The sequence below is a fragment of the Pseudomonas sp. CVAP#3 genome, assembly GCF_018986375.1.
GTDB lineage: Bacteria > Pseudomonadota > Gammaproteobacteria > Pseudomonadales > Pseudomonadaceae > Aquipseudomonas > Aquipseudomonas helvetica.
The window spans coordinates 330,724-353,803 of the sequence record NZ_JAHMSC010000002.1 but is presented as its reverse complement, the minus strand read 5'-3'; the positions used below and the strand labels follow the sequence as shown (position 1 = coordinate 353,803).

Annotated in this window: 20 protein-coding genes; 17 read left to right on the top strand and 3 right to left on the bottom strand. The window is 58.5% G+C overall.

All coding sequences use genetic code 11. From position 1 onward, the window contains the following. Window positions 1–24 precede the first annotated feature (24 nt). Window positions 25–732, top strand: coding sequence for an arginyltransferase (locus KRR23_RS05220; protein WP_123583605.1), 708 nt, complete (start codon window positions 25–27; stop codon window positions 730–732). A 111-nt stretch (window positions 733–843) separates the two neighbouring features. Next, window positions 844–1,062: a translation initiation factor IF-1 gene (infA, locus tag KRR23_RS05215; protein ID WP_002553999.1), complete on the top strand. Its 219-nt coding sequence runs from the start codon at window positions 844–846 to the stop codon at window positions 1,060–1,062. A gap of 1,021 nt (window positions 1,063–2,083) precedes the next feature. Here the strand turns inward: infA and clpA are convergent. Beyond that, entirely contained in the window at window positions 2,084–4,354 is a 2,271-nt protein-coding gene (gene clpA, locus KRR23_RS05210; RefSeq protein ID WP_054597844.1) for an ATP-dependent Clp protease ATP-binding subunit ClpA, read from the bottom strand. 29 nt (window positions 4,355–4,383) lie between these two features. Then, window positions 4,384–4,746 (bottom strand): ATP-dependent Clp protease adapter ClpS, encoded by a 363-nt coding sequence (gene clpS / locus KRR23_RS05205; RefSeq protein ID WP_015094394.1) that lies wholly within the window; start codon window positions 4,744–4,746, stop codon window positions 4,384–4,386. A gap of 223 nt (window positions 4,747–4,969) precedes the next feature. Here clpS and cspD point away from each other — a divergent pair, with 223 nt between their 5' ends. Beyond that, window positions 4,970–5,233: a cold shock domain-containing protein CspD gene (gene cspD / locus KRR23_RS05200; protein ID WP_216741629.1), complete on the top strand. Its 264-nt coding sequence runs from the start codon at window positions 4,970–4,972 to the stop codon at window positions 5,231–5,233. 80 nt (window positions 5,234–5,313) lie between these two features. Here the strand turns inward: cspD and icd are convergent, their stop codons facing one another. Next, window positions 5,314–6,570, bottom strand: a complete 1,257-nt coding sequence (icd, locus tag KRR23_RS05195) for an NADP-dependent isocitrate dehydrogenase (protein ID WP_071550691.1) — start codon at window positions 6,568–6,570, stop codon at window positions 5,314–5,316. A 482-nt stretch (window positions 6,571–7,052) separates the two neighbouring features. On the opposite strand from icd, the gene KRR23_RS05190 reads away from it, so the two are divergent. The 14 genes from KRR23_RS05190 (at window position 7,053) to nuoF (ending at window position 23,049) form a co-directional block, all read left to right on the top strand. Beyond that, a complete protein-coding gene (locus KRR23_RS05190) occupies window positions 7,053–9,278 on the top strand; it encodes an NADP-dependent isocitrate dehydrogenase (protein ID WP_216741628.1) in 2,226 nt (741 codons plus the stop codon). 116 nt (window positions 9,279–9,394) lie between these two features. After that, window positions 9,395–9,841 carry an NUDIX hydrolase gene (locus tag KRR23_RS05185; RefSeq protein ID WP_216741627.1) on the top strand — a complete coding sequence of 149 codons (447 nt, stop codon included), beginning with the start codon at window positions 9,395–9,397 and terminating at the stop codon, window positions 9,839–9,841. 59 nt (window positions 9,842–9,900) lie between these two features. Then, window positions 9,901–11,034 (top strand): tRNA 2-thiouridine(34) synthase MnmA, encoded by a 1,134-nt coding sequence (mnmA, locus tag KRR23_RS05180; RefSeq protein WP_216741626.1) that lies wholly within the window; start codon window positions 9,901–9,903, stop codon window positions 11,032–11,034. After that, the gene (gene hflD / locus KRR23_RS05175; protein ID WP_216741625.1) at window positions 11,031–11,654 is read left to right on the top strand and encodes a high frequency lysogenization protein HflD; all 624 of its coding nucleotides are present in this window, start codon (window positions 11,031–11,033) and stop codon (window positions 11,652–11,654) included. Before mnmA ends, hflD begins: the two co-directional genes overlap by 4 nt. Before the next feature lie 128 nt (window positions 11,655–11,782). Beyond that, on the top strand, window positions 11,783–13,153 hold the full coding sequence (gene purB / locus KRR23_RS05170) for an adenylosuccinate lyase (protein ID WP_103319869.1): 1,371 nt from the start codon (window positions 11,783–11,785) through the stop codon (window positions 13,151–13,153). A gap of 85 nt (window positions 13,154–13,238) precedes the next feature. Continuing rightward, entirely contained in the window at window positions 13,239–14,405 is a 1,167-nt protein-coding gene (locus KRR23_RS05165; protein ID WP_054597852.1) for a cupin domain-containing protein, read from the top strand. After that, window positions 14,398–14,820, top strand: coding sequence for a GNAT family N-acetyltransferase (locus tag KRR23_RS05160; RefSeq protein ID WP_216741624.1), 423 nt, complete (start codon window positions 14,398–14,400; stop codon window positions 14,818–14,820). The genes KRR23_RS05165 and KRR23_RS05160 overlap by 8 nt, the downstream gene beginning before the upstream one ends. 235 nt (window positions 14,821–15,055) lie before the next feature. Further along, on the top strand, window positions 15,056–15,853 hold the full coding sequence (locus tag KRR23_RS05155; RefSeq protein ID WP_216741623.1) for a secretin N-terminal domain-containing protein: 798 nt from the start codon (window positions 15,056–15,058) through the stop codon (window positions 15,851–15,853). Between the two features lie 512 nt (window positions 15,854–16,365). After that, window positions 16,366–17,691 (top strand): isocitrate lyase, encoded by a 1,326-nt coding sequence (gene aceA, locus KRR23_RS05150; protein ID WP_019689825.1) that lies wholly within the window; start codon window positions 16,366–16,368, stop codon window positions 17,689–17,691. A gap of 549 nt (window positions 17,692–18,240) precedes the next feature. Continuing rightward, window positions 18,241–18,654, top strand: coding sequence for an NADH-quinone oxidoreductase subunit A (locus KRR23_RS05145; protein ID WP_007905050.1), 414 nt, complete (start codon window positions 18,241–18,243; stop codon window positions 18,652–18,654). 10 nt (window positions 18,655–18,664) lie between these two features. Beyond that, window positions 18,665–19,339 (top strand): NADH-quinone oxidoreductase subunit B family protein, encoded by a 675-nt coding sequence (locus KRR23_RS05140; RefSeq protein WP_019689823.1) that lies wholly within the window; start codon window positions 18,665–18,667, stop codon window positions 19,337–19,339. Window positions 19,340–19,412: 73 nt separating this feature from the next. Beyond that, the gene (gene nuoC / locus KRR23_RS05135) at window positions 19,413–21,197 is read left to right on the top strand and encodes an NADH-quinone oxidoreductase subunit C/D (RefSeq protein WP_216741622.1); all 1,785 of its coding nucleotides are present in this window, start codon (window positions 19,413–19,415) and stop codon (window positions 21,195–21,197) included. A 2-nt stretch (window positions 21,198–21,199) separates the two neighbouring features. Beyond that, a complete protein-coding gene (gene nuoE / locus KRR23_RS05130; RefSeq protein ID WP_007970445.1) occupies window positions 21,200–21,697 on the top strand; it encodes an NADH-quinone oxidoreductase subunit NuoE in 498 nt (165 codons plus the stop codon). Beyond that, complete coding sequence (gene nuoF, locus KRR23_RS05125) at window positions 21,694–23,049, top strand: NADH-quinone oxidoreductase subunit NuoF (protein ID WP_019689821.1); 1,356 nt, start codon at window positions 21,694–21,696, stop codon at window positions 23,047–23,049. Before nuoE ends, nuoF begins: the two co-directional genes overlap by 4 nt. Window positions 23,050–23,080: the final 31 nt, after the last annotated feature.

The following is a 23,080-nucleotide window of genomic DNA, read 5'->3' as shown; positions in this document are numbered from 1 at the left end:
ACAGCTATTCCCGAGGGTTGATTCATGACCGAGTTGGCGCGCCTCAAGTTCTATGCCACTCAGCCCCACTCTTGCAGCTATCTGCCCGATGAACAGGCCACCACGCTGTTCCTCGACCCTAGCCAGCCCATGGATGTGCATGTCTATGCAGACCTGTCGGAAATGGGTTTTCGTCGCAGTGGCGATCACCTGTACCGGCCGCATTGCCAAAATTGCAATGCGTGTGTGCCTGCGCGCATTCCGGTTGCACAGTTTTCGCCAAACCGTCAGCAAAAACGCATTTTCAAACGCAACGCCGACCTGCAGGTTCGCCCGGCCAAACCGGGTTTCAGCGAAGAATATTTCGACCTTTACCAACGCTATATCGAACAGCGCCACGCCGATGGCGACATGTACCCGCCCAGCCGCGATCAGTTTTCGACCTTTCTGGTCCGCGACCTGCCGTTTTCGCGTTTCTATGAGTTCCGCCTCGAAGGCCGTCTGCTGGCGGTCGCCGTGACGGATCTGCTGCCCAACGGCTTGTCGGCGGTCTACACCTTCTATGAGCCCGAAGAAGATCGCCGCAGCCTGGGGCGTTACGCGATTCTCTGGCAGATCAACGAAGCCCGCCGCCTGGGACTGGACGCGGTTTACCTCGGATACTGGATCAAAAACTGCAAGAAAATGAACTACAAGACCCAATATCGCCCCATAGAGCTGCTGATTAATCAGCGCTGGGTGGTACTGAACTAGGTTCAGCCCTAAAGCCCTTGGCTTAAACCCCACTTTTCGGGCACAATGCACGCCGCTTTTGCCTGGCGCAGTTGCACCGGGCCATTCATTGGATACCGAGGGCTTTACTGCATGTCGAAAGAAGACAGCTTCGAAATGGAAGGCACTGTCGTCGACACCCTGCCCAACACCATGTTTCGTGTGGAGTTGGAAAATGGGCACGTCGTAACCGCGCATATTTCCGGCAAGATGCGCAAGAATTACATTCGTATTCTTACCGGTGACAAAGTGCGCGTCGAGCTGACGCCCTATGATTTGAGCAAAGGGCGGATCACTTACCGCGCTCGTTAATCAAGTCAATACAAAACGCCCGGCTCTGCCGGGCGTTTTTGTTTGTCTGGGGTTTGATGGCTTCTTTAGTTTTGGGGGCATATCCGTTGCTGCGGTTGGGGCTGCTGGCGGTTTCGCTTTTACAGCGACTCACTTTTCCAGACGCCGAAAAGTAAGCAAAAGGCTTCGCCCCGGCGTACGGCACCTCGCCAGGGCTCGGTGTTCCCTCGCTACGGTGCCCATCAGGGGGCATCGCCTACGGTCTGCTTCGCGACGACCTCCTCTCGATGTGTTCGACTTCGTCGAACGGCGCTACGCGCCTACCCCCTGATGGACACCTACGCTCGGCCTGCCGATGGGGCGAAAGATCAAAAGCAGATCAAGATCAAAAGCCAAAGCCAAAGCCAAAGCCAAAGCCAAAGCCAAAGCCAAAGCCAAAGCGTTTTGTAGCCCCAATGTAATTCGAGTACATCCACCAAAAACCGATCAACAGTCAGACCGCCATCGCAGGCAGCCTTGCTCCCACAGGGAACTTGATCATTCCCACGCCCTGCATCAGCTCACGAATCGTGACGCAGAGCGTCACAGGATGCATCCCCACGCTGAGCGTGGGAACGATCCGCGCTCTCACCACTCAGGCCGACCGGAAGGTCGCCGTGCTTTGCTGTTGATCTTGATCCACCCGCCCCGTCGGGAGGCCGAGTGGAGGTGTTCATCAGGAGGTTGGCGCGCAGCGCCGTACGGCGCAGCCGGACACATCGAGAGGAGGTCGTCGCGAAGCAGACCGTAGGCGATGCCTCCTGATGAATACCGTAACGAGGGAACGCCGAGCCTAGGCGAGGTGCCGTACGCTTGGGGCGAAGCCTTTTGGTTCCTTTTTGGCGTTTGAAAAAGGGACTCGCTGTAAGAGCGAAACCGCCAGCCGCCGTTACCGCAGCAACGGATATACACCCCCAAACCCAACCCCAACCCCAACCCCAACCCGCAGACAGCAAAAAGGCGCCATCAGGCGCCTTCTGCTTTAAAGCAACAGCAACAACCGTCAGGCCATTTCAGCAGTAGTCTCAAAGTCGAAGGTCAACTCGCCATCCTTGATGTCGATGTGCACCACACCGCCATGCTCGGCCAGTTCGCCAAAGAGAATCTCCTCCGCCAGCGGACGCTTGATCTTGTCCTGGATCAAGCGCGCCATTGGTCGCGCACCCATGGTCGCATCATAACCACCGGCCGCCAGCCAACTGCGTGCAGCGTCAGTGACCTCAAGCAGTACACGCTTGTCTTCCAGCTGCGCCTGCAGTTCGGTAAGGAACTTGTCCACCACGCTTTTGATGACCTCGTGACTGAGGCGACCAAACTGGATAATGGTGTCCAGACGGTTACGGAATTCCGGCGTGAAGCTCTTCTTGATCACTTCCATCGCGTCGGACGAGTGATCCTGATGCGTGAAGCCAATAGAAGCCCGAGCTGCGGTTTCGGCACCGGCGTTGGTCGTCATGATGACGATCACGTTACGGAAATCCGCCTTGCGCCCGTTGTTATCGGTAAGCGTACCGTGATCCATGACCTGCAACAGCAGGTTGAAGACTTCCGGATGCGCCTTCTCGATTTCATCGAGCAACAGCACGCAGTGAGGCTGCTTGGTGATCGCTTCAGTCAGCAGGCCGCCCTGATCAAACCCGACGTACCCTGGAGGTGCACCGATCAAGCGCGAAACGGTGTGGCGCTCCATGTATTCGGACATGTCGAAGCGAACCAGTTCGATCCCGAGCGCCTTGGCCAGTTGCCGGGCCGCTTCGGTTTTACCGACACCCGTAGGGCCGGCAAACAGGAACGAACCGACAGGCTTGTCAGGCGACTTCAGACCCGCACGGGACAGCTTGATCGCGGTCGACAAGGAATCGATCGCCGCATCCTGGCCAAACACCGTCAACTTCAGATCGCGCTCAAGGTTACGCAGCAACTCTTTGTCGGAGCTGGTGACGTGTTTTGGCGGAATCCGCGCGATCTTCGCCACGATGTCCTCAACCTGAGGCACTTCGATGCGTTTCACACGCTTCTCGATCGGCTGCAGACGCTGATAGGCGCCCGCCTCGTCGATAACGTCAATGGCCTTGTCCGGCATGTGCCGGTCATTGATGTAGCGCGATGCCAGTTCGGCAGCGGCGCGCAGGGCTTCATCACTGTATTCGATATTGTGATGGAGTTCGAAACGCCCCTTGAGACCGCGCAGGATACCAATGGTGTCTTCGACCGAAGGCTCCGACACATCGACCTTCTGGAAGCGCCGGGCCAGAGCACGGTCTTTCTCGAAGATTCCACGGAACTCCTGGAACGTGGTCGAACCGATGCAACGGATATCACCCGACGACAGCAGCGGCTTGAGCAGGTTCGAAGCATCCATGACGCCACCGGACGCAGCGCCCGCACCAATAATGGTGTGGATCTCGTCGATGAACAGGATCGCCTGTGGACGTTTTTTCAGCTCATTGAGCAACGCCTTGAAGCGCTTCTCGAAATCGCCACGGTACTTGGTCCCAGCGAGCAACGCGCCCAGATCGAGCGAATAAACCACGCTATTGGCCAACAGATCAGGTACCTGATTGTCGACGATGCGCTTGGCCAGACCTTCGGCAATTGCGGTTTTACCCACGCCTGCCTCGCCGACCAGCAACGGATTGTTTTTACGCCGGCGCGCCAGAATCTGCGCGACACGCTCAACTTCCATTTCACGCCCTACCAACGGGTCGATACGGCCCTGGCGTGCAAGTTCGTTGAGGTTGCTGGCATAAGCATCCAGAGGATTGCCTGAAGAAGAAGACTCACCGCCCTCGTCGTCCTGCATATCTTGCTCACCTTCAGAGTGTTCGCCATGCCCTGGCACTTTCGAAATGCCATGAGCGATGTAATTGACGACATCTATGCGTGCAACGCTCTGCTGTTTCAGCAGGAACACTGCCTGACTCTCTTGCTCACTGAAGATTGCGACCAGCACGTTGGCGCCAGTCACTTCGCGTTTGCCCGAGCTCTGTACATGAAAGACAGCACGTTGCAGTACACGCTGGAAGCCCAGGGTTGGCTGGGTTTCGCGATCCTCGTCATGAAGGGGGATCAAAGGCGTGGTGGAGTCGATGAACTCCTGCAGGTCATGCTTGAGTTTGTCGAGGTTTGCGCCGCACGCACGCAATACGGTGGCGGCCGCCTCATTATCCAATAGAGCCAACAGGAGGTGTTCGACGGTCATGAATTCATGACGTTTCGAACGCGCCTCCTTGAAGGCGAGATTGAGGGTGACTTCGAGCTCGCGGTTTAACATAGCTTCACCTCATACCCAAGTGGTCGGCGTTAACCGTCCTTCTCGATTTCACAGAGTAGCGGATGCTGGCTTTCCCTGGCGTACTGGTTGACCTGCATGGCCTTGGTCTCGGCGATGTCGCGGGTAAACACTCCACATACTGCCCGTCCTTCTGTGTGAACGGCCAGCATGACCTTGGTCGCCAGCTCGCGATTCAGGTTAAAAAACACCTCGAGCACTTCGACGACGAAATCCATCGGTGTGTAGTCATCATTGAACAAAACCACCTTGTACATCGGCGGCGCCTGTAACGCAGGCTTAGCCTCCTGTACAGCAATGCCTGCTGAATCGTCGTCGTGTAAATCAGGGCGATCCTGATTGAATGTTAGTCGAATCTGGCTGATAGCATGCATGGAAAGAAAGGTTCGTTAGTTGAGCTGAATACAGTGGTGGGGGCGGCCCCAGAGCTTTTCAACCCCGACTGCTTGGTCACCTTGACTATCGGCAAATCAGTGTTACAACCAATAGAGCCCACGGTGGGTAAAAAAGGTCCGCACAGCCAACCCCATTTCAGGGTTGATGCGGATTAACTGGATGATACTCCAGTGATGGAGTCTGTTGCAGAGGGATATGAGCATGGCTAGCGGTAAGGTCAAGTGGTTCAACAATGCCAAGGGATATGGCTTCATCAACGAGGACGGCAAGGACGAAGATCTCTTTGCCCACTACTCGGCCATTAAAATGGACGGCTACAAGACCTTGAAAGCAGGCCAACCCGTGAGCTTCGAGATCATCCAGGGTCCCAAAGGCCTGCACGCGATCAACATCGATTCAGCTACAGTAAAGGCCAATGCGCCCGCGCCGGCAATGACCGTCCAGCACGAGACTGTGTTGAGCTGATACCACCAAACTTCCAGACATAAAAAACCGGCCGACTCAATCATTTGAGTCGGCCGGTTTTTTATTTAGCGCAAATCAGCTTACATGTGCGAAATCAGCGCATCGCCGAACGCGGAAGAAGACAGCAGTTTGGCGCCTTCCATCAGACGTTCGAAATCATAGGTCACGGTCTTGGCCGAGATTGCGCCGTTGGTGCCCTTGATGATCAGGTCGGCCGCTTCGGTCCAGCCCATGTGACGCAGCATCATTTCAGCAGACAGAATCAGCGAACCCGGGTTTACCTGGTCCTTGCCGGCGTACTTCGGTGCAGTGCCGTGCGTGGCTTCGAACATCGCCACGGTGTCGGACAGGTTGGCCCCTGGCGCGATACCGATACCACCGACTTCAGCCGCCAGGGCGTCGGACAGGTAGTCGCCGTTCAGGTTCAGGGTCGCGATCACATCGTATTCAGCCGGGCGCAGCAGGATCTGCTGGAGCATGGCGTCGGCGATGGCATCCTTGACGATGACGTTCTTGCCGGTTTTCGGGTTCTTGAACTGCATCCACGGGCCGCCGTCGAGCAGGGTTGCGCCGAATTCTTCAGCGGCCACTTCGTAGGCCCACTCTTTGAAGGCACCTTCGGTGAACTTCATGATGTTGCCTTTGTGGACGATGGTCAGCGAATCGCGATCATTGTCGACTACGTATTGCAGGGCCTTGCGTGCCAGGCGCTTGGTGCCTTCCAGGGAAACCGGCTTGACGCCGATACCGCAGTTCTGGTCGAAACGGATCTTGGTGACGCCCATTTCTTCTTTAAGGAACTTGATGACCTTGGTCGCTTCCGGCGAACCGGCCTTCCACTCGATACCGGCGTAGATGTCTTCCGAGTTCTCGCGGAAGATCGTCATGTCGACGTCGCCAGGCTTCTTGACCGGGCTAGGCACGCCTTCGAACCAGCGTACAGGACGCAGGCACACATACAGGTCGAGTTGCTGACGCAGAGCAACGTTGAGGGAGCGGATACCACCACCGACCGGAGTGGTCAGCGGGCCCTTGATGGAAACCACGTAATCCTTGACTGCGTCCAGAGTTTCCTGAGGCAGCCAGGTGTCCTGATCGTAAACCTGAGTCGCTTTTTCCCCGGCGTAGACTTCCATCCAGGAAATTTTGCGCTCGCCGCCGTAAGCCTTCTTAACAGCAGCATCGACAACCTTGATCATGACCGGGCTGATATCAACGCCGATACCATCACCTTCAATGAAAGGGATGATCGGGTTGTTAGGAACATTGAGAGAATGGTCTGCATTGACGGTGATTTTGTCGCCGACTGCTGGAACCTGAATCTTCTTGTATCCCATGCTGAACTCCATTGTTTGGATTGAACATCTGGCTTCGTCCGAGCGTACCCCAGTTAAATCGGCACGCAAACCCTATGTTCCATCCATCTGCCGCAAAGCTGCACAGTTCGCGACGTACAAGTCTGAAAGCAAAGGGAAAAGCGCCAAACTCAAGCACGGTGGACGACTCTACGCCGCACGCACGCCTGCGACCTTTAGACCAATGGACGAGATTCGTTGCATATGAACCATCGGCAGATTGCCAGCTACCTATGTATAATGCCGCCGCTGACCGCAGGGTCACGCAGGCAAGCCTCTCTATTACGAGACTTTCCGCTCGGACTGTTACCGCAGTCCACCCGCTTGACGCTCGACTGATGCACCCAACATCACCGCGAAGAAACCTCGACATTCGGCTCATGGATGACTTTGAACGAACGCGCTTACCCGGCGCCCCTCGAGTTTCTGCGCACGCTTTAGCAAAGAAGAGAGTTAATCCGAATATGCCCAACCGCTCGAAGATCATCTACACCTTCACCGACGAAGCCCCAGCCCTCGCCACCTATTCACTGTTGCCTATCGTAGAGGCCTTCACCGCCTCCGCTGATATCGCCGTGGAAACCCGCGATATCTCTCTTGCAGGGCGCATCCTGGCCAGCTTCCCCGAGCAATTGGGTAATAAAGCCGTAGCCGACCACCTCGCCGAACTGGGCGCGCTGGCTGTCACGCCTGAAGCCAACATCATCAAACTGCCGAACATCAGCGCTTCGGTTCCGCAACTGCAGGCCGCGATCAAAGAACTGCAAGCCCAGGGCTATGCACTGCCGGACTACCCGGAAACCGTCACCAGCGACGCTGACAAGGACGCCAAGTCCCGTTACGACAAGATCAAGGGCAGCGCGGTAAACCCGGTTCTGCGTGAAGGCAACTCCGATCGCCGCGCGCCACTGTCGGTCAAGAACTACGCTCGCAAGCACCCGCACAAAATGGGCGCCTGGGCAAAAGACTCCAAGTCTCACGTCGCTCACATGAGCACCGGCGATTTCTACGGCAGCGAAAAAGCTGCCCTGATCGACGCCGCTGACGCCGTGAAAATCGAACTGATCGCTCAAGACGGCACCACCACCGTCCTGAAAGAAAAAACCACCGTGCAAGCCGGTGAGATCCTCGATTGCGCCGTAATGAGCAAAAACGCCCTGCGCAGCTTCATCGCCGCAGAAATCGAAGACGCCAAGCAAAAAGGCGTTCTGCTGTCGGTTCACCTGAAAGCCACCATGATGAAGGTCTCCGACCCGATCATGTTCGGCCAGATCGTTGCCGAGTTCTATAAAGACGCCCTGGCCAAGCACGCTGACGTGTTGGCACAGATCGGCTTCAACCTGAACAACGGCATCGGCGACCTGTACGCCCGCATCAAGGCATTGCCTGCCGAGCAGCAAGCGGCGATCGAAGCGGACATCCAGGCGGTCTACGCCGTTCGTCCGTCGCTGGCGATGGTCAACTCCGACAAAGGCATCACCAACCTGCACGTGCCGAGCGACGTTATCGTCGACGCCTCGATGCCAGCCATGATCCGTGACTCCGGCAAGATGTGGGGCACCGACGGCCAGCTGCACGACACCAAGGCCGTGATCCCGGATCGCTGCTACGCCACCATCTACCAGGCGGTGATCGAAGACTGCAAGCAACACGGCGCCTTCGACCCAACCACCATGGGCAGCGTGCCAAACGTTGGCCTGATGGCGAAAAAAGCCGAAGAGTACGGCTCCCACGACAAGACCTTCCAGATCAAGGCAAACGGCGTGGTTCGCGTTTCCGACAGCGCTGGTCGCACTCTGCTGGAGCAGTCGGTTGAAGCCGGCGACATCTTCCGCATGTGCCAGACCAAAGACGCGCCGATCCAGGACTGGGTCAAACTGGCCGTCAACCGTGCTCGCGCAAGCGCAACGCCGGCGATCTTCTGGCTGGACCCAATGCGCGCCCACGACGGTGTAGTTATCGAGAAAGTTCAGGCCTACCTGAAGGACCACGACACTTCCGGCCTGGACATCCGCATCATGTCGCCAGCCGACGCGATGGCCTTCACCCTGGCCCGTACTCGCGAAGGCAAGGACACCATCTCGGTGACCGGCAACGTACTGCGCGACTACCTGACCGACCTGTTCCCGATCATGGAGCTGGGCACCAGCGCCAAGATGCTGTCGATCGTTCCGCTGATGAATGGCGGCGGTCTGTTCGAAACCGGCGCTGGCGGTTCGGCACCGAAGCACGTTCAACAGCTGTTGGAAGAAAACTTCCTGCGCTGGGATTCCCTGGGCGAGTTCCTGGCCCTGGCCGCTTCCCTTGAGCACCTGGGCGTGACGTACAACAACCCTAAGGCGCTGGTGCTGGCCAAGACCCTGGACCAGGCCACCGGCCAGTTCCTGGACAACAACAAGTCGCCATCGCGCAAAGTCGGCAACATCGACAACCGCGGCAGCCACTTCTACCTGGCGCTGTACTGGGCTCAGGCCCTGGCTGCCCAGACTGAAGACGCAGCGCTGCAAGCGCAGTTCAGCCAACTGGCGAAAACCCTGGCCGAGAACGAGGCGACCATCGTTGCCGAGCTCAACGCCGTTCAGGGCAAGCCAGTCGACATCGGCGGTTACTACCACGCCGACGCCGAGCTGATCAGCAAGGCCATGCGCCCAAGCAACACCTTCAACGCGGCGATTGCTGCGCTGGTTTAAGGTTGTAAGGATGCAAAGAAGCCCCGGCCCCGTGCCGGGGTTTCTGCTTCCAGCCTTCACACATTTTTATCTGTGGAGCCCGGACCATGTTTCAACATTAAAATCGAGGAAACTTCATGGATTGGCTACCCCACATCACCGTCGCCACCATCGTCGAAGACAACGGCCGTTTCCTGATGGTCGAAGAGCTCAAGGCCGGACGCGCGGTACTCAATCAACCGGCCGGGCATCTGGACCCGAACGAAACCCTGACCGAAGCCGCCATTCGCGAAACCCTCGAAGAAACCGGCTGGGACGTCGAAGCCACTGGCGTAGTAGGTATCTACCTCTACACCGCTCCAAGCAACGGCGTGACTTACCAGCGCGTGTGTTTTGCCGCCAAAGCGTTGAAACACCACCCCGATTATCAACTCGACGACGGCATCGTCGGCGCAAAATGGCTGACGCGCGACGAACTCCTTGCGCACCGCGAGCACTGGCGCAGCGAGCTGATTATTCGCTGTATCGACGATTACCTGAGCGGTAAACTCTTCAGTCTCGAACTGATCCGCCCTTCTCTTTAGCCTTGCAGGCTCGGGCCTGATAGAATCGCGTCCTTTTTCAAGACACTCATTAAATCCCTATGCGTGATCCAGCCCCTTCTGACACACAAAAGAAGCGCGTCATTGTCGGCATGTCCGGCGGCGTGGACTCTTCCGTTTCCGCCCTACTGCTGATCGAGCAGGGTTATCAGGTGGAAGGCCTGTTCATGAAGAACTGGGAAGAGGACGACGGAACGGACTACTGCACCGCCATGGACGATCTGGCGGATGCTCAGGCCGTGTGCGACAAGATTGGCATCAAGCTGCACACCGCCAACTTCGCCGCCGAGTACTGGGACAACGTGTTCGAGCACTTCCTGGCCGAATACAAGGCCGGCCGCACGCCGAACCCGGACATCCTGTGCAACCGTGAAATCAAGTTCAAGGCGTTCCTCGACTACGCCATGATGCTCGGCGCCGACCTGATCGCCACCGGCCATTACGTGCGCCGTCGCGACATCGATGGCCGTACCGAATTGCTCAAAGGCCTGGACCCGAACAAGGACCAGAGCTACTTCCTGCACGCCGTGGGCTTTGAGCAGATCGCCAAGACCCTGTTCCCGGTCGGCGAACTGGAAAAACCCGAAGTTCGCGCGATTGCCGAGAAACACGCCCTGGCCACCGCGAAGAAGAAAGACTCCACCGGTATCTGCTTTATCGGTGAACGACGCTTCAGCGACTTCCTCAAGCAATACCTGCCGGCACAGCCGGGCGAAATCAAGACCACCGAAGGTGAAGTGATCGGCCGCCACCACGGCCTGATGTACCACACCATCGGTCAGCGTCAGGGCCTGGGCATCGGCGGCTTGAAAGACGCCAGCGACGAGCCGTGGTACGTGCTGATCAAGGACCTGGAACACAACGAGTTGATCGTTGGCCAGGGCAATGACCATCCTTGGCTGTTCTCCCGCGCCCTGCTCGCCTCGGACATCTACTGGGTCAACCCGGTCGACCTGAGCTCGCCGCGCAAACTCACGGCGAAAGTCCGCTATCGCCAGAGCGACCAGCCTTGCACCCTGGAAAAAACCGCCAACGGCTACCGTGCCACCTTCGATGACCCGCAGCGCGCGGTCACCCCTGGTCAATCGGTGGTGTTTTACGACGGTGAGATCTGCCTCGGTGGCGGTGTCATCGAAGTCGCCGAACCCTGGAGCAGCAAGGATTCGCGCGCATGAGCCCGACTCAGGAGCAACTGACAGCGCTTGGCGGCGTGTTTCTCGCCGCCGTGCTGGTCGACAAGATTGCCAAGACCGGCCAGGTCAGCGAAGCCGGCCTGACCTGCATGCTTGGCAGCTTGTTGATCATCGACCCCAAGGACACGCTGGAGGTCTACGGCGGCGACGATATCAATCTGCGCGAAGGTTATCGCGCGCTGATCGGCGCCCTCGAACGCGACCCGAGCACCTTGCAGCGCGAACCCCTGCGCTATGCCCTGTCGATGCTCGGTCTTGAGCGGCAACTGGCCAAGCGCGGCGACATGCTTGAAGTGATTGGCAAGCGCTTGCCGCAGATTCAGTCCCAGGTCGAGCATTTCGGCCCGGCCCACGAAAACGTGATCGCCGCCTGTGGCGCGCTATATCAGGACACCTTGAGCACCCTGCGCCAACGCATTCAAGTGCACGGCGACATGCGCAACCTGCAGCAGCCAAGCAATGCCTCGAAGATCCGCGCCCTGTTACTGGCCGGCATCCGCTCGGCGCGCTTGTGGCGGCAGTTGGGCGGTCATCGCTGGCAGTTGGTGATCAGTCGCCGCAAACTGCTCAAAGAGCTTTATCCGCTGATGCACAGCAGCTGATCTGCGCCTGCAATACTGATTTTTAGCCTGTAACGCGTAAGACGCTGGTCAGTTGGCAACGGACCGGCGGATTTTTTTCATGTATGATACGCGCCCCATTTCGTTGCCCGACTGTCCGAGAACACCCCATGCAGCTCTCTTCGCTCACTGCGGTTTCCCCTGTTGACGGCCGCTACGCCGGCAAAACCCAGGCCCTGCGCCCAATTTTCAGCGAATACGGTCTGATCCGTGCTCGCGTCCTGGTTGAAGTGCGCTGGCTCCAGCGCCTGGCCGCTCATCCTGCCATCAGCGAAGTGCCGGCGTTCTCCGCCGAAGCTAACGCCGTGCTGAACACCCTGGCGGAAAACTTCTCTCTGGAACACGCCGAGCGCGTCAAAGAGATCGAGCGCACCACCAACCACGACGTTAAAGCCATTGAGTACCTGCTCAAGGAACAGGCGGCCAAGCTGCCTGAACTGGCCAACGTCAGTGAATTCATCCACTTTGCCTGCACCAGCGAGGACATCAACAACCTGTCCCACGCCCTGATGCTGCGCGAAGGCCGTGATGACGTGATGCTGCCGCTGATGCGCCAAACCGCCGAAGCCATCCGCGAGCTGGCCATCCGCTTCGCCGACGTACCAATGCTGTCGCGCACTCACGGCCAGCCGGCTTCGCCGACCACCCTGGGCAAAGAACTGGCGAACGTGGTTTATCGTCTGGAGCGTCAGATCGCTCAAGTCGCTGCCGTACCGCTGCTGGGCAAGATCAACGGCGCCGTCGGCAACTACAACGCTCACCTGTCGGCTTACCCTGAGATCGACTGGGAAGCCAACGCCCGCGCCTTCATCGAAGACGAGCTGGGCCTGGGCTTCAACCCGTACACCACGCAGATCGAGCCGCACGACTACATCGCCGAGCTGTTCGATGCGATCGCGCGCTTCAACACCATCCTGATCGACTTCGATCGCGATATCTGGGGCTACATCTCCCTGGGCTACTTCAAGCAGCGCACTATCGCTGGCGAAATCGGTTCCTCGACCATGCCGCACAAGGTCAACCCGATCGACTTCGAAAACTCCGAAGGCAACCTGGGCATCGCCAACGCACTGTTCCAGCACTTGGCGAGCAAGCTGCCGATCTCCCGCTGGCAGCGCGACCTGACCGACTCCACCGTACTGCGCAACCTCGGTGTCGGCTTCGCCCACAGCGTGATCGCGTACGAAGCAAGTCTCAAGGGAATCAGCAAGTTAGAGCTCAATGCTCAGAAGATTTCTGCGGACCTGGACGCGTGCTGGGAAGTTCTGGCCGAGCCAATCCAGACCGTGATGCGTCGCTACAACATTGAAAACCCGTACGAAAAGCTGAAAGAACTGACGCGCGGCAAGGGCATCAGCCCTGAAGCGTTGCAGACTTTCATCGATGCACTGGACATGCCTGCCGAGGCAAAGGCCGAGCTGAAAAAGCTCACCCCGGCCAATTACATCGGCAACGCCGTGGCACAAGCCAAACGCATCTGATCGACCGCTTGACCCTTTGAGACGCCCGGCAGCGCCGGGCGTTTTTATTCCCGTCTGAAAAGTGCTTTTTTTCAATAGGTTACACATGAATCCTGATACTCCTCTTCAACTTCTGGGCGGCATCACGGCACGGGAATTCCTGCGCGACTACTGGCAGAAAAAACCACTATTGATCCGCCAGGCAATCCCTGACTTCGAAAGCCCGATCGACGCCGACGAACTGGCCGGTCTGGCGCTGGAAGAAGAAGTCGAATCGCGCCTGGTCATCGAGCACGGCGAGCGTCCCTGGGAACTGCGTCGCGGCCCATTCGCCGAAGACGAATTCAGCAAGCTGCCGGAACGCGAGTGGACCCTGCTGGTGCAGGCCGTCGACCAGTTCGTGCCGGAAGTCGCCGAACTGCTGGAAAACTTCCGCTTCCTGCCGAGCTGGCGCATCGACGACGTGATGATCAGCTTTGCCGCCCCGGGCGGCAGCGTCGGCCCGCACTTCGACAACTACGACGTGTTCCTGCTGCAAGGCCACGGCAAGCGCAACTGGAAAATCGGCCAGATGTGCGATTCCGACAGTCCACTGCTGCAACATGCCGACCTGCGCATCCTCGCCGACTTCGAAGCCACTGACGAGTGGACCCTGGAACCGGGCGACATGCTGTACCTGCCGCCGCGCCTGGCCCACTGCGGCGTGGCCGTCGACGACTGCATGACCTACTCGGTCGGCTTCCGCGCCCCAAGCGCCGCCGAAGTGCTGACCCACTTCACCGACTTCCTCAGCCAGTTCCTGCCTGACGAAGAGCGCTACACCGATGCCGACGCACAGCCAGCGATCGACCCGCACCAGATCCAGCATGATGCGCTCGACCGCTTGAAAAGCCTGCTGGCCGAGCACATGAGCGACGAGCGCCTGTTGCTGACCTGGTTCGGCCAGTTCATGACCGAGCCACGCTACCCGGAATTGGTGGTTGGCCCGGAACTGGAAGAAGACGATCTGCTGAGCAGCCTTGAACAAGGCGCCGTGCTGATTCGCAACCCAAGCGCGCGCCTGGCCTGGTCCGAAGTCGACGACGACCTGCTGCTGTTCGCCAGCGGCCAGAGCCGTTATCTGCCGGGCAAACTGCGCGAACTGCTGAAAATGATTTGCGCCGCCGATGCGCTGCACGTCGACAACCTTGGCCAATGGCTGAGCGATGAAGACGGCCGCAACCTGCTGTGCGAACTGGTCAAGCAAGGTAGCCTGGGATTTGCCGATGAATAAAATTCGCGTACGTGTCGCAGACTGGCAAAAGGATATCGCCGAGATCCGGCGCATTCGTGAAGCGGTGTTCATCGCCGAGCAATCCGTTCCGCCTGAACTGGAATGGGATGCCGACGACGCAAGCGCCGTGCATTTCCTCGCCTTTGAAGGCGACTTTCCGATTGGCACCGCCCGCCTGCTGCCCGATGGTCACATCGGCCGGGTGTCGGTACTCAAGGACTGGCGCGGCCTGAAGGTCGGCGACAAGCTGATGCAAGCAGTGATCGGTGAAGCCGAGAAGCGCGGGCTCAAGCAGCAGATGCTCAGCGCCCAGGTTCAGGCGACAGCGTTCTACGAGCGCCTGGGCTTTACCGTGGTCAGTGAAGAGTTCCTGGAAGCAGGGATTCCGCATGTAGACATGGTACGCGAGGGCTGATTACTTGTGGCGAGGGAGCTTGCTCCCGCTGGGCTGCACAGCAGCCCTAATAATTTTGGGGCCGCTTCGCGACCCAGCGGGAGCAAGCTCCCTCGCCACAAGTGCACACCAGTAACACCACAAAACGCCCCGCTATCCTCAGGTAGCGGGGCGTTTTGCTGTCTACGATTCAACTTGCCCCACCGCAGGCCGACAAACTGGCAAACTCAAGCCTTTGATCGCGGAGATAACGGACATGTCCCTACGCACCCTGCTCACCACGCTGCTGCTGACCTGCAGTTTTTCGGTCATTGCCGCTACCGAGGTGGTGCAGCTCAACAATCGCACCAGCGCCGACCTGCTGCCGGTGGCGCAGAACTTTATCGGCAGGGATGGCAAGGTCAGCGCCTATGGCAACCAACTGATCGTCAACGCCGAACCCGACAAAATCGACGAACTCAAGGCCCTGATCGCACAGCTCGACACCGTGCCAAAACGCCTGCTGATCACCGTCGACACCAACGAAAACAACCAGCAATACAACGCCGATCAGCAGACGCAGATCATCACCTACAGCACCGACAGCCGCGAAGGCGGCATCCAGCAGGTCCAGACCAGCGAAGGCACGCCGGCTCTGATCCAGGTCGGCCAGAGTGTGCCGCTGACCACCAACCAGACCGATGCCTACGCCGCGCTGCCAAACCAGACCAACACCTCCGGTCAGCCACAAAACCAGCCCAACAACTACGCTCATCTGCAAAGCCAGACCCAATACCGCAACGTCACCCAGGGTTTCTACGTCACCGCCAGCGTCACCGGCGACATCGTTCACCTGGCGATCAGTACCAACCGTGACCGCATGAGTCAGGAACGTCCCGATGTAGTGAACGTGCAAAGCACCGACACAACCGTCAGCGGCCGCCTGGGCGAGTGGATCACTCTGGCTGGCGTCAACCGCCAGACGCAAGCCGACAAACAGGCTATGAGCCGCAGCTACTCTACTCAGGGACGGGATGACATGACGTTGCGGGTAAAAGTCGACACCTTGGACTAACACACCAAAAACTGACTGATTAGTCGTATTAGACTAAAGATGTAGTGCTTGAAAAATAGCACTACAAAACGTTTGACGAGCCAAAAAAGCGAAGGCATGATGGCCTCGCTCCCGCTAATCAGGGGCCCTGGCAAGGGCCTTCGGATCGCGCTCTAACCTTACCGACCTGAGCCGATTCGTGTCTGTACCGCCCACAAGGTGTGTTTGACGAGGTTGCGACTGGAACGAAGTTGTCCCGAGGGACGGAAGCGTAATAGGTAGCCCGGCAACACACTGATGATCGTATAAAGGCCCACGACGCCCGAATGCGCCCGCCAGTTCGCCCTTACCTGCTCAGCTTTCATCCTCGAGCCCATCGTTCATCCCGTCGCCTTCCCTGCCAGACCCGACTTGACCGCCTAAGCTTCTGGTCAGCGAGCAGCCATCTACGCCCCATTTGAATGTGCGTATTGGCAACTGGAATTTTCCACCAAGAACCACTTTCCACAAAAGACGCGACGAGGTTTATCTCCATGGCACTGACACGCGAACAGCAAATTGCAGCCCTTGAAAAAGACTGGGCTGAAAACCCGCGCTGGAAAGGCGTGACACGCACTTACTCCGCTGCTGACGTCGTCCGTCTGCGTGGCTCGGTTCAACCTGAGCACACCTTTGCAAAAATGGGCGCCGAGAAGCTCTGGAACCTGGTTACCCAGGGTGCCAAGCCTGCCTTCCGCCCCGAGAAAGATTTCGTCAACTGCATGGGCGCCCTGACCGGCGGCCAGGCGGTACAGCAAGTTAAAGCCGGTATCCAGGCGATCTACCTGTCGGGCTGGCAGGTTGCTGCAGACAACAACTCTGCAGAATCGATGTACCCGGACCAGTCGCTGTACCCGGTCGACTCCGTACCGACCGTGGTCAAGCGCATCAACAACTCGTTCCGTCGCGCCGACCAGATCCAGTGGAAAGCCGGCAAGAACCCGGGCGACGAAGGTTACATCGACTACTTCGCACCGATCGTTGCCGACGCTGAAGCCGGTTTCGGTGGCGTTCTGAACGCCTACGAGCTGATGAAGAGCATGATCGAAGCAGGCGCTGCCGGCGTTCACTTCGAAGACCAACTGGCGTCCGTGAAAAAATGCGGCCACATGGGCGGCAAGGTACTGGTTCCTACCCAGGAAGCCGTACAGAAGCTGACCGCTGCCCGTCTGGCGGCTGACGTTGCCGGTACGCCGACCATCATCCTGGCTCGTACCGACGCTAACGCGGCTGATTTGCTGACGTCCGACTGCGACCCGTACGACCAGCCATTCGTGACTGGCGAGCGCACCCAGGAAGGCTTCTACAAAGTTCGCGCCGGCCTCGACCAGGCTATCGCTCGCGGCCTGGCCTACGCGCCGTACGCCGACCTGATCTGGTGCGAAACCGCCAAGCCAGACCTGGACGAAGCCCGTCGCTTCGCTGAAGCGATCAAAAAGGAATACCCGGACCAACTGCTGTCGTACAACTGCTCGCCTTCCTTCAACTGGAAGAAAAACCTGGACGACGCGACCATCGCCAAGTTCCAGCGCGAACTGTCCGCCATGGGCTACAAGCACCAGTTCATCACCCTGGCCGGCATTCACAACATGTGGCACAGCATGTTCAACCTGGCGCACGACTACGCCCGCAACGACATGACTGCCTACGTGAAGCTGCAAGAGCAGGAATTCGCTGACGCAGCCAAGGGTTACACCTTCGTAGCGCACCAGCAGGAAGTGGGCACTGGCTACTTCGACGACATGACCACCGTGATTCAGGGCGGCTCGTCTTCGGTGACTGCACTGACCGGCTCCACCGAAGAAGAACAGTTCCACTGATCTGATTCGAACGAACAAACGGCCCTTCCGGACCGAGTAAAAAACTAACCGGAATGCCGCACATCTGACGCCCCGACTGGTTCGGGGCGTTTTTTTGCCCGCAATTTCACGAATACCACAAGCCCTCGTAGGAGCAATGACGAGCAAAAACACTGATCCAGAGCGGTATTTCAATCGGCAAAACAGGGTAAAACGGCCCCGCGCGCTACTTGCAGTAGCCGGCATGTAAGCGCAACTTTCCAGCCATCACCTCGAATAACAGTTCAAAAACCACTGCAAACAATATTGATTATCATTTGACGCCATTGATGTTCGTTACAACTCGCACAAAACATTATTGACAAAACCCCGGCTAATGCCCGTAACGCATGGGCTGCAGGCTTTTTGAGGTGCGCTATGTCCTTATTCTTATAAATAATTTCGCTACAGGAATTTTACTTGCTCGGTGTTTAGCCATAAAATCACCGCGATTGATTGCTGCGACATATCGTCACTGCTTTATTTCTTTTCAAGCTCAGAGACCTTTGCTCTCTGTTAAGGATTACCAGCATGCCCGAAGCGACAGGACTCATGGCCCACAACTGGGGCTTTGCCATTTTCCTTCTGGGTGTCGGCGGCTTGTGCGCCTTCATGCTCGGCGTCTCCAGCCTCCTCGGGTCAAAAGCCTGGGGCCGCAGCAAAAACGAACCGTTCGAGTCCGGCATGCTACCTACCGGTGGCGCCCGCTTACGGCTCTCAGCCAAATTCTATCTGGTCGCGATGCTGTTCGTGATCTTCGATATCGAAGCCCTATTTCTCTTTGCCTGGTCTGTGTCCGTCCGCGAAAGCGGCTGGACCGGATTTGTCGAAGCTCTCGTTTTCATAGCAATTCTGTTGGCAGGTCTTGTCTACCTATTTCGAGTGGGCGCCCTTGATTGGGCTCCGGAAGCTCGTCGTAAGCGGCAGGCGAAGCTGAAACAATGAGGCTTTGGCAATGCAATACAATCTCACCAGGATCGACCCCGATGCTCCTAACGAGCAGTACCCGATTGGCGCACGGGAAACCGTCTCCGATCCGTTAGAAGATCAAGTCCACAAAAACATTTTCATGGGCAAGCTCGAAGACGTGCTTAACGGCACGATCAACTGGGGGCGTAAGAACTCCCTGTGGCCGTATAACTTCGGCCTTTCGTGCTGCTACGTGGAAATGACCACCGCCTTCACGGCGCCCCACGACATCGCGCGCTTTGGCGCCGAGGTTATCCGGGCATCGCCGCGTCAGGCGGATTTCATGGTTATTGCCGGAACCTGCTTCATCAAGATGGCGCCGATCATTCAGCGTCTCTACGAGCAGATGCTCGAGCCGAAGTGGGTTATCTCCATGGGTTCGTGCGCCAACTCCGGTGGCATGTACGACATCTACTCCGTCGTTCAAGGGGTGGACAAGTTCCTGCCCGTGGACGTCTACGTGCCTGGCTGCCCGCCCCGCCCTGAAGCTTTTTTGCAAGGCTTGATGCTGTTGCAGGAGTCGATTGGCCAGGAGCGTCGCCCACTTTCCTGGGTCGTTGGTGATCAAGGCGTTTATCGCGCCGAGATGCCATCGCAAAAGGAACAGCGCCGCGAACAGCGTATTCAGGTAACCAACCTGCGCAGCCCCGACGAAGTCTGATCCAGATCTGTTCTTACAAAGAAACGAGAAACTGGCTTCATTCTTTACGTTGACCGAAAGCGATAAAAAAACCATGACTACAGGCAGTGCTCTGTACATCCCGCCTTACAAGGCAGACGACCAGGATGTGGTCGTCGAATTGAACAATCGTTTTGGCCCTGAGGCGTTCAGCGCCCAGGCCACCCGCACCGGCATGCCGGTGCTTTGGGTTGCCCGTGCCAAACTCGTCGAAGTCCTGACCTTCCTGCGCAATCTGCCCAAGCCGTACGTCATGCTCTATGACCTGCACGGCGTGGACGAGCGTCTGCGCACCAAGCGCCAGGGCTTGCCGAGCGGCGCCGACTTCACTGTGTTCTATCACTTGATGTCGATCGAACGTAATAGTGACGTAATGATCAAGGTCGCCTTGTCCGAGAGCGACCTCAGCGTGCCGACCGTGACCGGTATCTGGCCGAACGCCAACTGGTACGAGCGTGAAGTGTGGGACATGTACGGCATCAACTTTGCCGGCCACCCGCACCTGACCCGCATCATGATGCCGCCGACCTGGGAAGGTCACCCGCTGCGCAAGGACTTCCCGGCCCGTGCCACCGAGTTCGACCCGTTCAGCCTGACCCTGGCCAAGCAACAGCTTGAAGAAGAGGCTGCGCGCTTCAAGCCTGAAGACTGGGGCATGAAACGTTCCGGCGCCAACGAGGACTACATGTTCCTCAACTTAGGTCCCAACCACCCTTCCGCTCACGGTGCATTCCGCATCATCCTGCAACTGGACGGCGAAGAAATCGTCGACTGCGTGCCGGACGTCGGCTATCACCACCGTGGTGCCGAGAAGATGGCCGAGCGTCAGTCCTGGCACAGCTTCATCCCGTACACCGACCGTATCGACTACCTCGGCGGCGTGATGAACAACCTGCCGTACGTGCTCTCGGTCGAGAAGCTGGCCGGCATCAAGGTGCCTGAGAAGGTCGACGTCATCCGCATCATGATGGCCGAGTTCTTCCGGATCACCAGCCACCTGCTGTTCCTGGGTACGTACATCCAGGACGTCGGCGCCATGACTCCGGTGTTCTTCACCTTCACCGACCGCCAGAAGGCGTACACGGTGATCGAAGCCATCACCGGTTTCCGTCTGCACCCGGCCTGGTACCGCATCGGTGGCGTCGCTCACGACCTGCCACGCGGCTGGCAAAAACTAGTCAAAGACTTCGTCGAGTGGATGCCAAAGCGTCTGGACGAATACCAGAAAGCCGCACTGGACAACAGCATCCTGCGTGGCCGGACCATCGGCGTCGCCGCCTACAACACCAAAGAGGCCCTGGAATGGGGCGTCACCGGTGCAGGCTTGCGTTCGACCGGTTGCGATTTCGACCTGCGTAAAGCCCGTCCGTACTCGGGCTACGAGAACTTCGAATTCGAAGTACCGCTGGCGGCCAATGGCGATGCCTATGATCGTTGCATCGTGCGCGTCGAAGAAATGCGCCAGAGCATCAAGATCATCGACCAGTGCCTGCGCAACATGCCGGAAGGCCCGTACAAGGCGGATCACCCGCTGACCACGCCGCCGCCCAAAGAGCGCACGCTGCAGCACATCGAGACCTTGATCACGCACTTCCTGCAAGTTTCGTGGGGCCCGGTCATGCCGGCCAACGAATCCTTCCAGATGATCGAAGCGACCAAGGGCATCAACAGTTATTACCTGACGAGCGATGGCGGCACCATGAGCTACCGCACCCGGATTCGCACCCCAAGCTTCCCGCATCTGCAACAGATCCCTTCGGTGATCAAAGGCAGCATGGTCGCGGACTTGATCGCGTACCTGGGTAGTATCGATTTCGTTATGGCCGACGTGGACCGCTAAGCATGAACAGCACGCTTATCCAGACAGACCGTTTCGCCCTGAGCGAAACCGAGCGCTCGGCCATCGAGCACGAGCTGCATCACTACGAAGACCCGCGCGCGGCGTCGATCGAAGCCCTGAAGATCGTCCAGAAGGAACGTGGCTGGGTGCCTGACGGCGCGCTCTACGCCATCGGCGAAATCCTTGGCATCCCGGCCAGCGACGTTGAAGGCGTGGCGACGTTCTATAGCCAGATCTTCCGTCAGCCAGTCGGTCGTCACATCATTCGCGTCTGCGACAGCATGGTCTGCTACATCGGTGGCCACGAGTCGGTGGTCAGCGAAATCCAGAGCAAGCTGGGCATCGGCCTGGGTCAAACCACCGCCGACGGTCGTTTCACCCTGCTGCCGGTCTGCTGCCTCGGCAACTGCGACAAGGCGCCGGCGTTGATGATCGACGACGACACATTCGGTGATGTGCAGCCTGCTGGCGTTGCCAAATTGCTCGAGGGCTACGTATGACCCTGACTTCCTTCGGCCCTGCCAACCGCATCAAGCGCAGTGCAGAGACCCATCCGCTGACCTGGCGTCTGCGTGACGACGGCGAGGCAGTCTGGCTCGACGAGTACCAGGCCAAGAATGGCTACGCGGCAGCGCGTAAAGCCTTCGCCGACATGTCCCAGGACGATATCGTCCAGACCGTCAAGGACTCCGGCCTCAAGGGTCGCGGCGGCGCAGGCTTCCCCACTGGCGTGAAGTGGGGCCTGATGCCCAAAGACGAATCCATGAACATCCGCTACCTGCTGTGCAACGCGGATGAAATGGAACCCAACACCTGGAAAGACCGCATGCTGATGGAGCAACTGCCCCATCTGCTGATCGAGGGCATGCTGATCAGTGCTCGCGCACTGAAAACCTACCGTGGCTACATCTTCCTGCGTGGCGAATACACCACCGCCGCCAAGCACCTCAACCGTGCCGTGGAAGAAGCCAAGGCAGCGGGCCTGTTGGGCAAGAATATCCTGGGCAGCGGTTTCGATTTCGAACTGTTCGTCCACACCGGCGCCGGGCGTTACATCTGCGGTGAAGAAACCGCACTGATCAACTCCCTCGAAGGCCGCCGCGCCAACCCGCGCTCCAAGCCACCCTTCCCTGCCGCCGTTGGCGTGTGGGGCAAGCCGACCTGCGTGAACAACGTCGAAACGCTGTGCAACGTGCCGGCGATCATCGGCGACGGCGTGGACTGGTACAAATCCCTCGCTCGCGAAGGCAGTGAAGACCACGGCACCAAGCTGATGGGCTTCTCCGGCAAAGTGAAGAACCCTGGCCTGTGGGAACTGCCGTTCGGCGTCCCTGCGCGCGAGTTGTTCGAAGACTACGCCGGCGGCATGCGCGACGGTTACAAGCTCAAGTGCTGGCAGCCAGGCGGCGCCGGTACCGGCTTCCTGTTGCCGGAACACCTGGACGCACAAATGTACGCCGGCGGCATCGCCAAAGTGGGCACCCGTATGGGTACCGGCCTGGCCATGGCGGTGGACGATAGCGTCAACATGGTGTCCCTGCTGCGCAACATGGAAGAGTTCTTCGCCCGTGAGTCGTGTGGTTTCTGCACCCCGTGCCGTGACGGTTTGCCGTGGAGCGTCAAGCTCCTGCGCGCCATCGAGAACGGTGAAGGGCAAGCCGGCGACATCGAGACCCTGCTGGGTCTGGTCGGCTTCCTCGGCCCAGGCAAGACCTTCTGTGCTCACGCACCGGGTGCCGTGGAGCCATTGGGCAGTGCCATCAAGTATTTCCGTCCAGAGTTCGAAGCCGGTATCGCGCCCACCCGCGCCGCCGTCCCGCCTCTGGCAAGGCCGATCGTAGTCGGCGCTTAACGCTTTAAAAAGGCGAACGGTCCGTGCCGTT

What these genes read in the sequence shown, in the direction of transcription:
- KRR23_RS05220 (WP_123583605.1), top strand. Translation starts at nt 25, where the DNA reads ATGACCGAGTTGGCGCGCCTCAAGTTCTATGCCACTCAGCCCCACTCT.
- infA (WP_002553999.1), top strand. Translation starts at nt 844, where the DNA reads ATGTCGAAAGAAGACAGCTTCGAAATGGAAGGCACTGTCGTCGACACC.
- clpA (WP_054597844.1), bottom strand. Translation starts at nt 4,354, where the DNA reads ATGTTAAACCGCGAGCTCGAAGTCACCCTCAATCTCGCCTTCAAGGAG.
- clpS (WP_015094394.1), bottom strand. Translation starts at nt 4,746, where the DNA reads ATGCATGCTATCAGCCAGATTCGACTAACATTCAATCAGGATCGCCCT.
- cspD (WP_216741629.1), top strand. Translation starts at nt 4,970, where the DNA reads ATGGCTAGCGGTAAGGTCAAGTGGTTCAACAATGCCAAGGGATATGGC.
- icd (WP_071550691.1), bottom strand. Translation starts at nt 6,570, where the DNA reads ATGGGATACAAGAAGATTCAGGTTCCAGCAGTCGGCGACAAAATCACC.
- KRR23_RS05190 (WP_216741628.1), top strand. Translation starts at nt 7,053, where the DNA reads ATGCCCAACCGCTCGAAGATCATCTACACCTTCACCGACGAAGCCCCA.
- KRR23_RS05185 (WP_216741627.1), top strand. Translation starts at nt 9,395, where the DNA reads ATGGATTGGCTACCCCACATCACCGTCGCCACCATCGTCGAAGACAAC.
- mnmA (WP_216741626.1), top strand. Translation starts at nt 9,901, where the DNA reads ATGCGTGATCCAGCCCCTTCTGACACACAAAAGAAGCGCGTCATTGTC.
- hflD (WP_216741625.1), top strand. Translation starts at nt 11,031, where the DNA reads ATGAGCCCGACTCAGGAGCAACTGACAGCGCTTGGCGGCGTGTTTCTC.
- purB (WP_103319869.1), top strand. Translation starts at nt 11,783, where the DNA reads ATGCAGCTCTCTTCGCTCACTGCGGTTTCCCCTGTTGACGGCCGCTAC.
- KRR23_RS05165 (WP_054597852.1), top strand. Translation starts at nt 13,239, where the DNA reads ATGAATCCTGATACTCCTCTTCAACTTCTGGGCGGCATCACGGCACGG.
- KRR23_RS05160 (WP_216741624.1), top strand. Translation starts at nt 14,398, where the DNA reads ATGAATAAAATTCGCGTACGTGTCGCAGACTGGCAAAAGGATATCGCC.
- KRR23_RS05155 (WP_216741623.1), top strand. Translation starts at nt 15,056, where the DNA reads ATGTCCCTACGCACCCTGCTCACCACGCTGCTGCTGACCTGCAGTTTT.
- aceA (WP_019689825.1), top strand. Translation starts at nt 16,366, where the DNA reads ATGGCACTGACACGCGAACAGCAAATTGCAGCCCTTGAAAAAGACTGG.
- KRR23_RS05145 (WP_007905050.1), top strand. Translation starts at nt 18,241, where the DNA reads ATGCCCGAAGCGACAGGACTCATGGCCCACAACTGGGGCTTTGCCATT.
- KRR23_RS05140 (WP_019689823.1), top strand. Translation starts at nt 18,665, where the DNA reads ATGCAATACAATCTCACCAGGATCGACCCCGATGCTCCTAACGAGCAG.
- nuoC (WP_216741622.1), top strand. Translation starts at nt 19,413, where the DNA reads ATGACTACAGGCAGTGCTCTGTACATCCCGCCTTACAAGGCAGACGAC.
- nuoE (WP_007970445.1), top strand. Translation starts at nt 21,200, where the DNA reads ATGAACAGCACGCTTATCCAGACAGACCGTTTCGCCCTGAGCGAAACC.
- nuoF (WP_019689821.1), top strand. Translation starts at nt 21,694, where the DNA reads ATGACCCTGACTTCCTTCGGCCCTGCCAACCGCATCAAGCGCAGTGCA.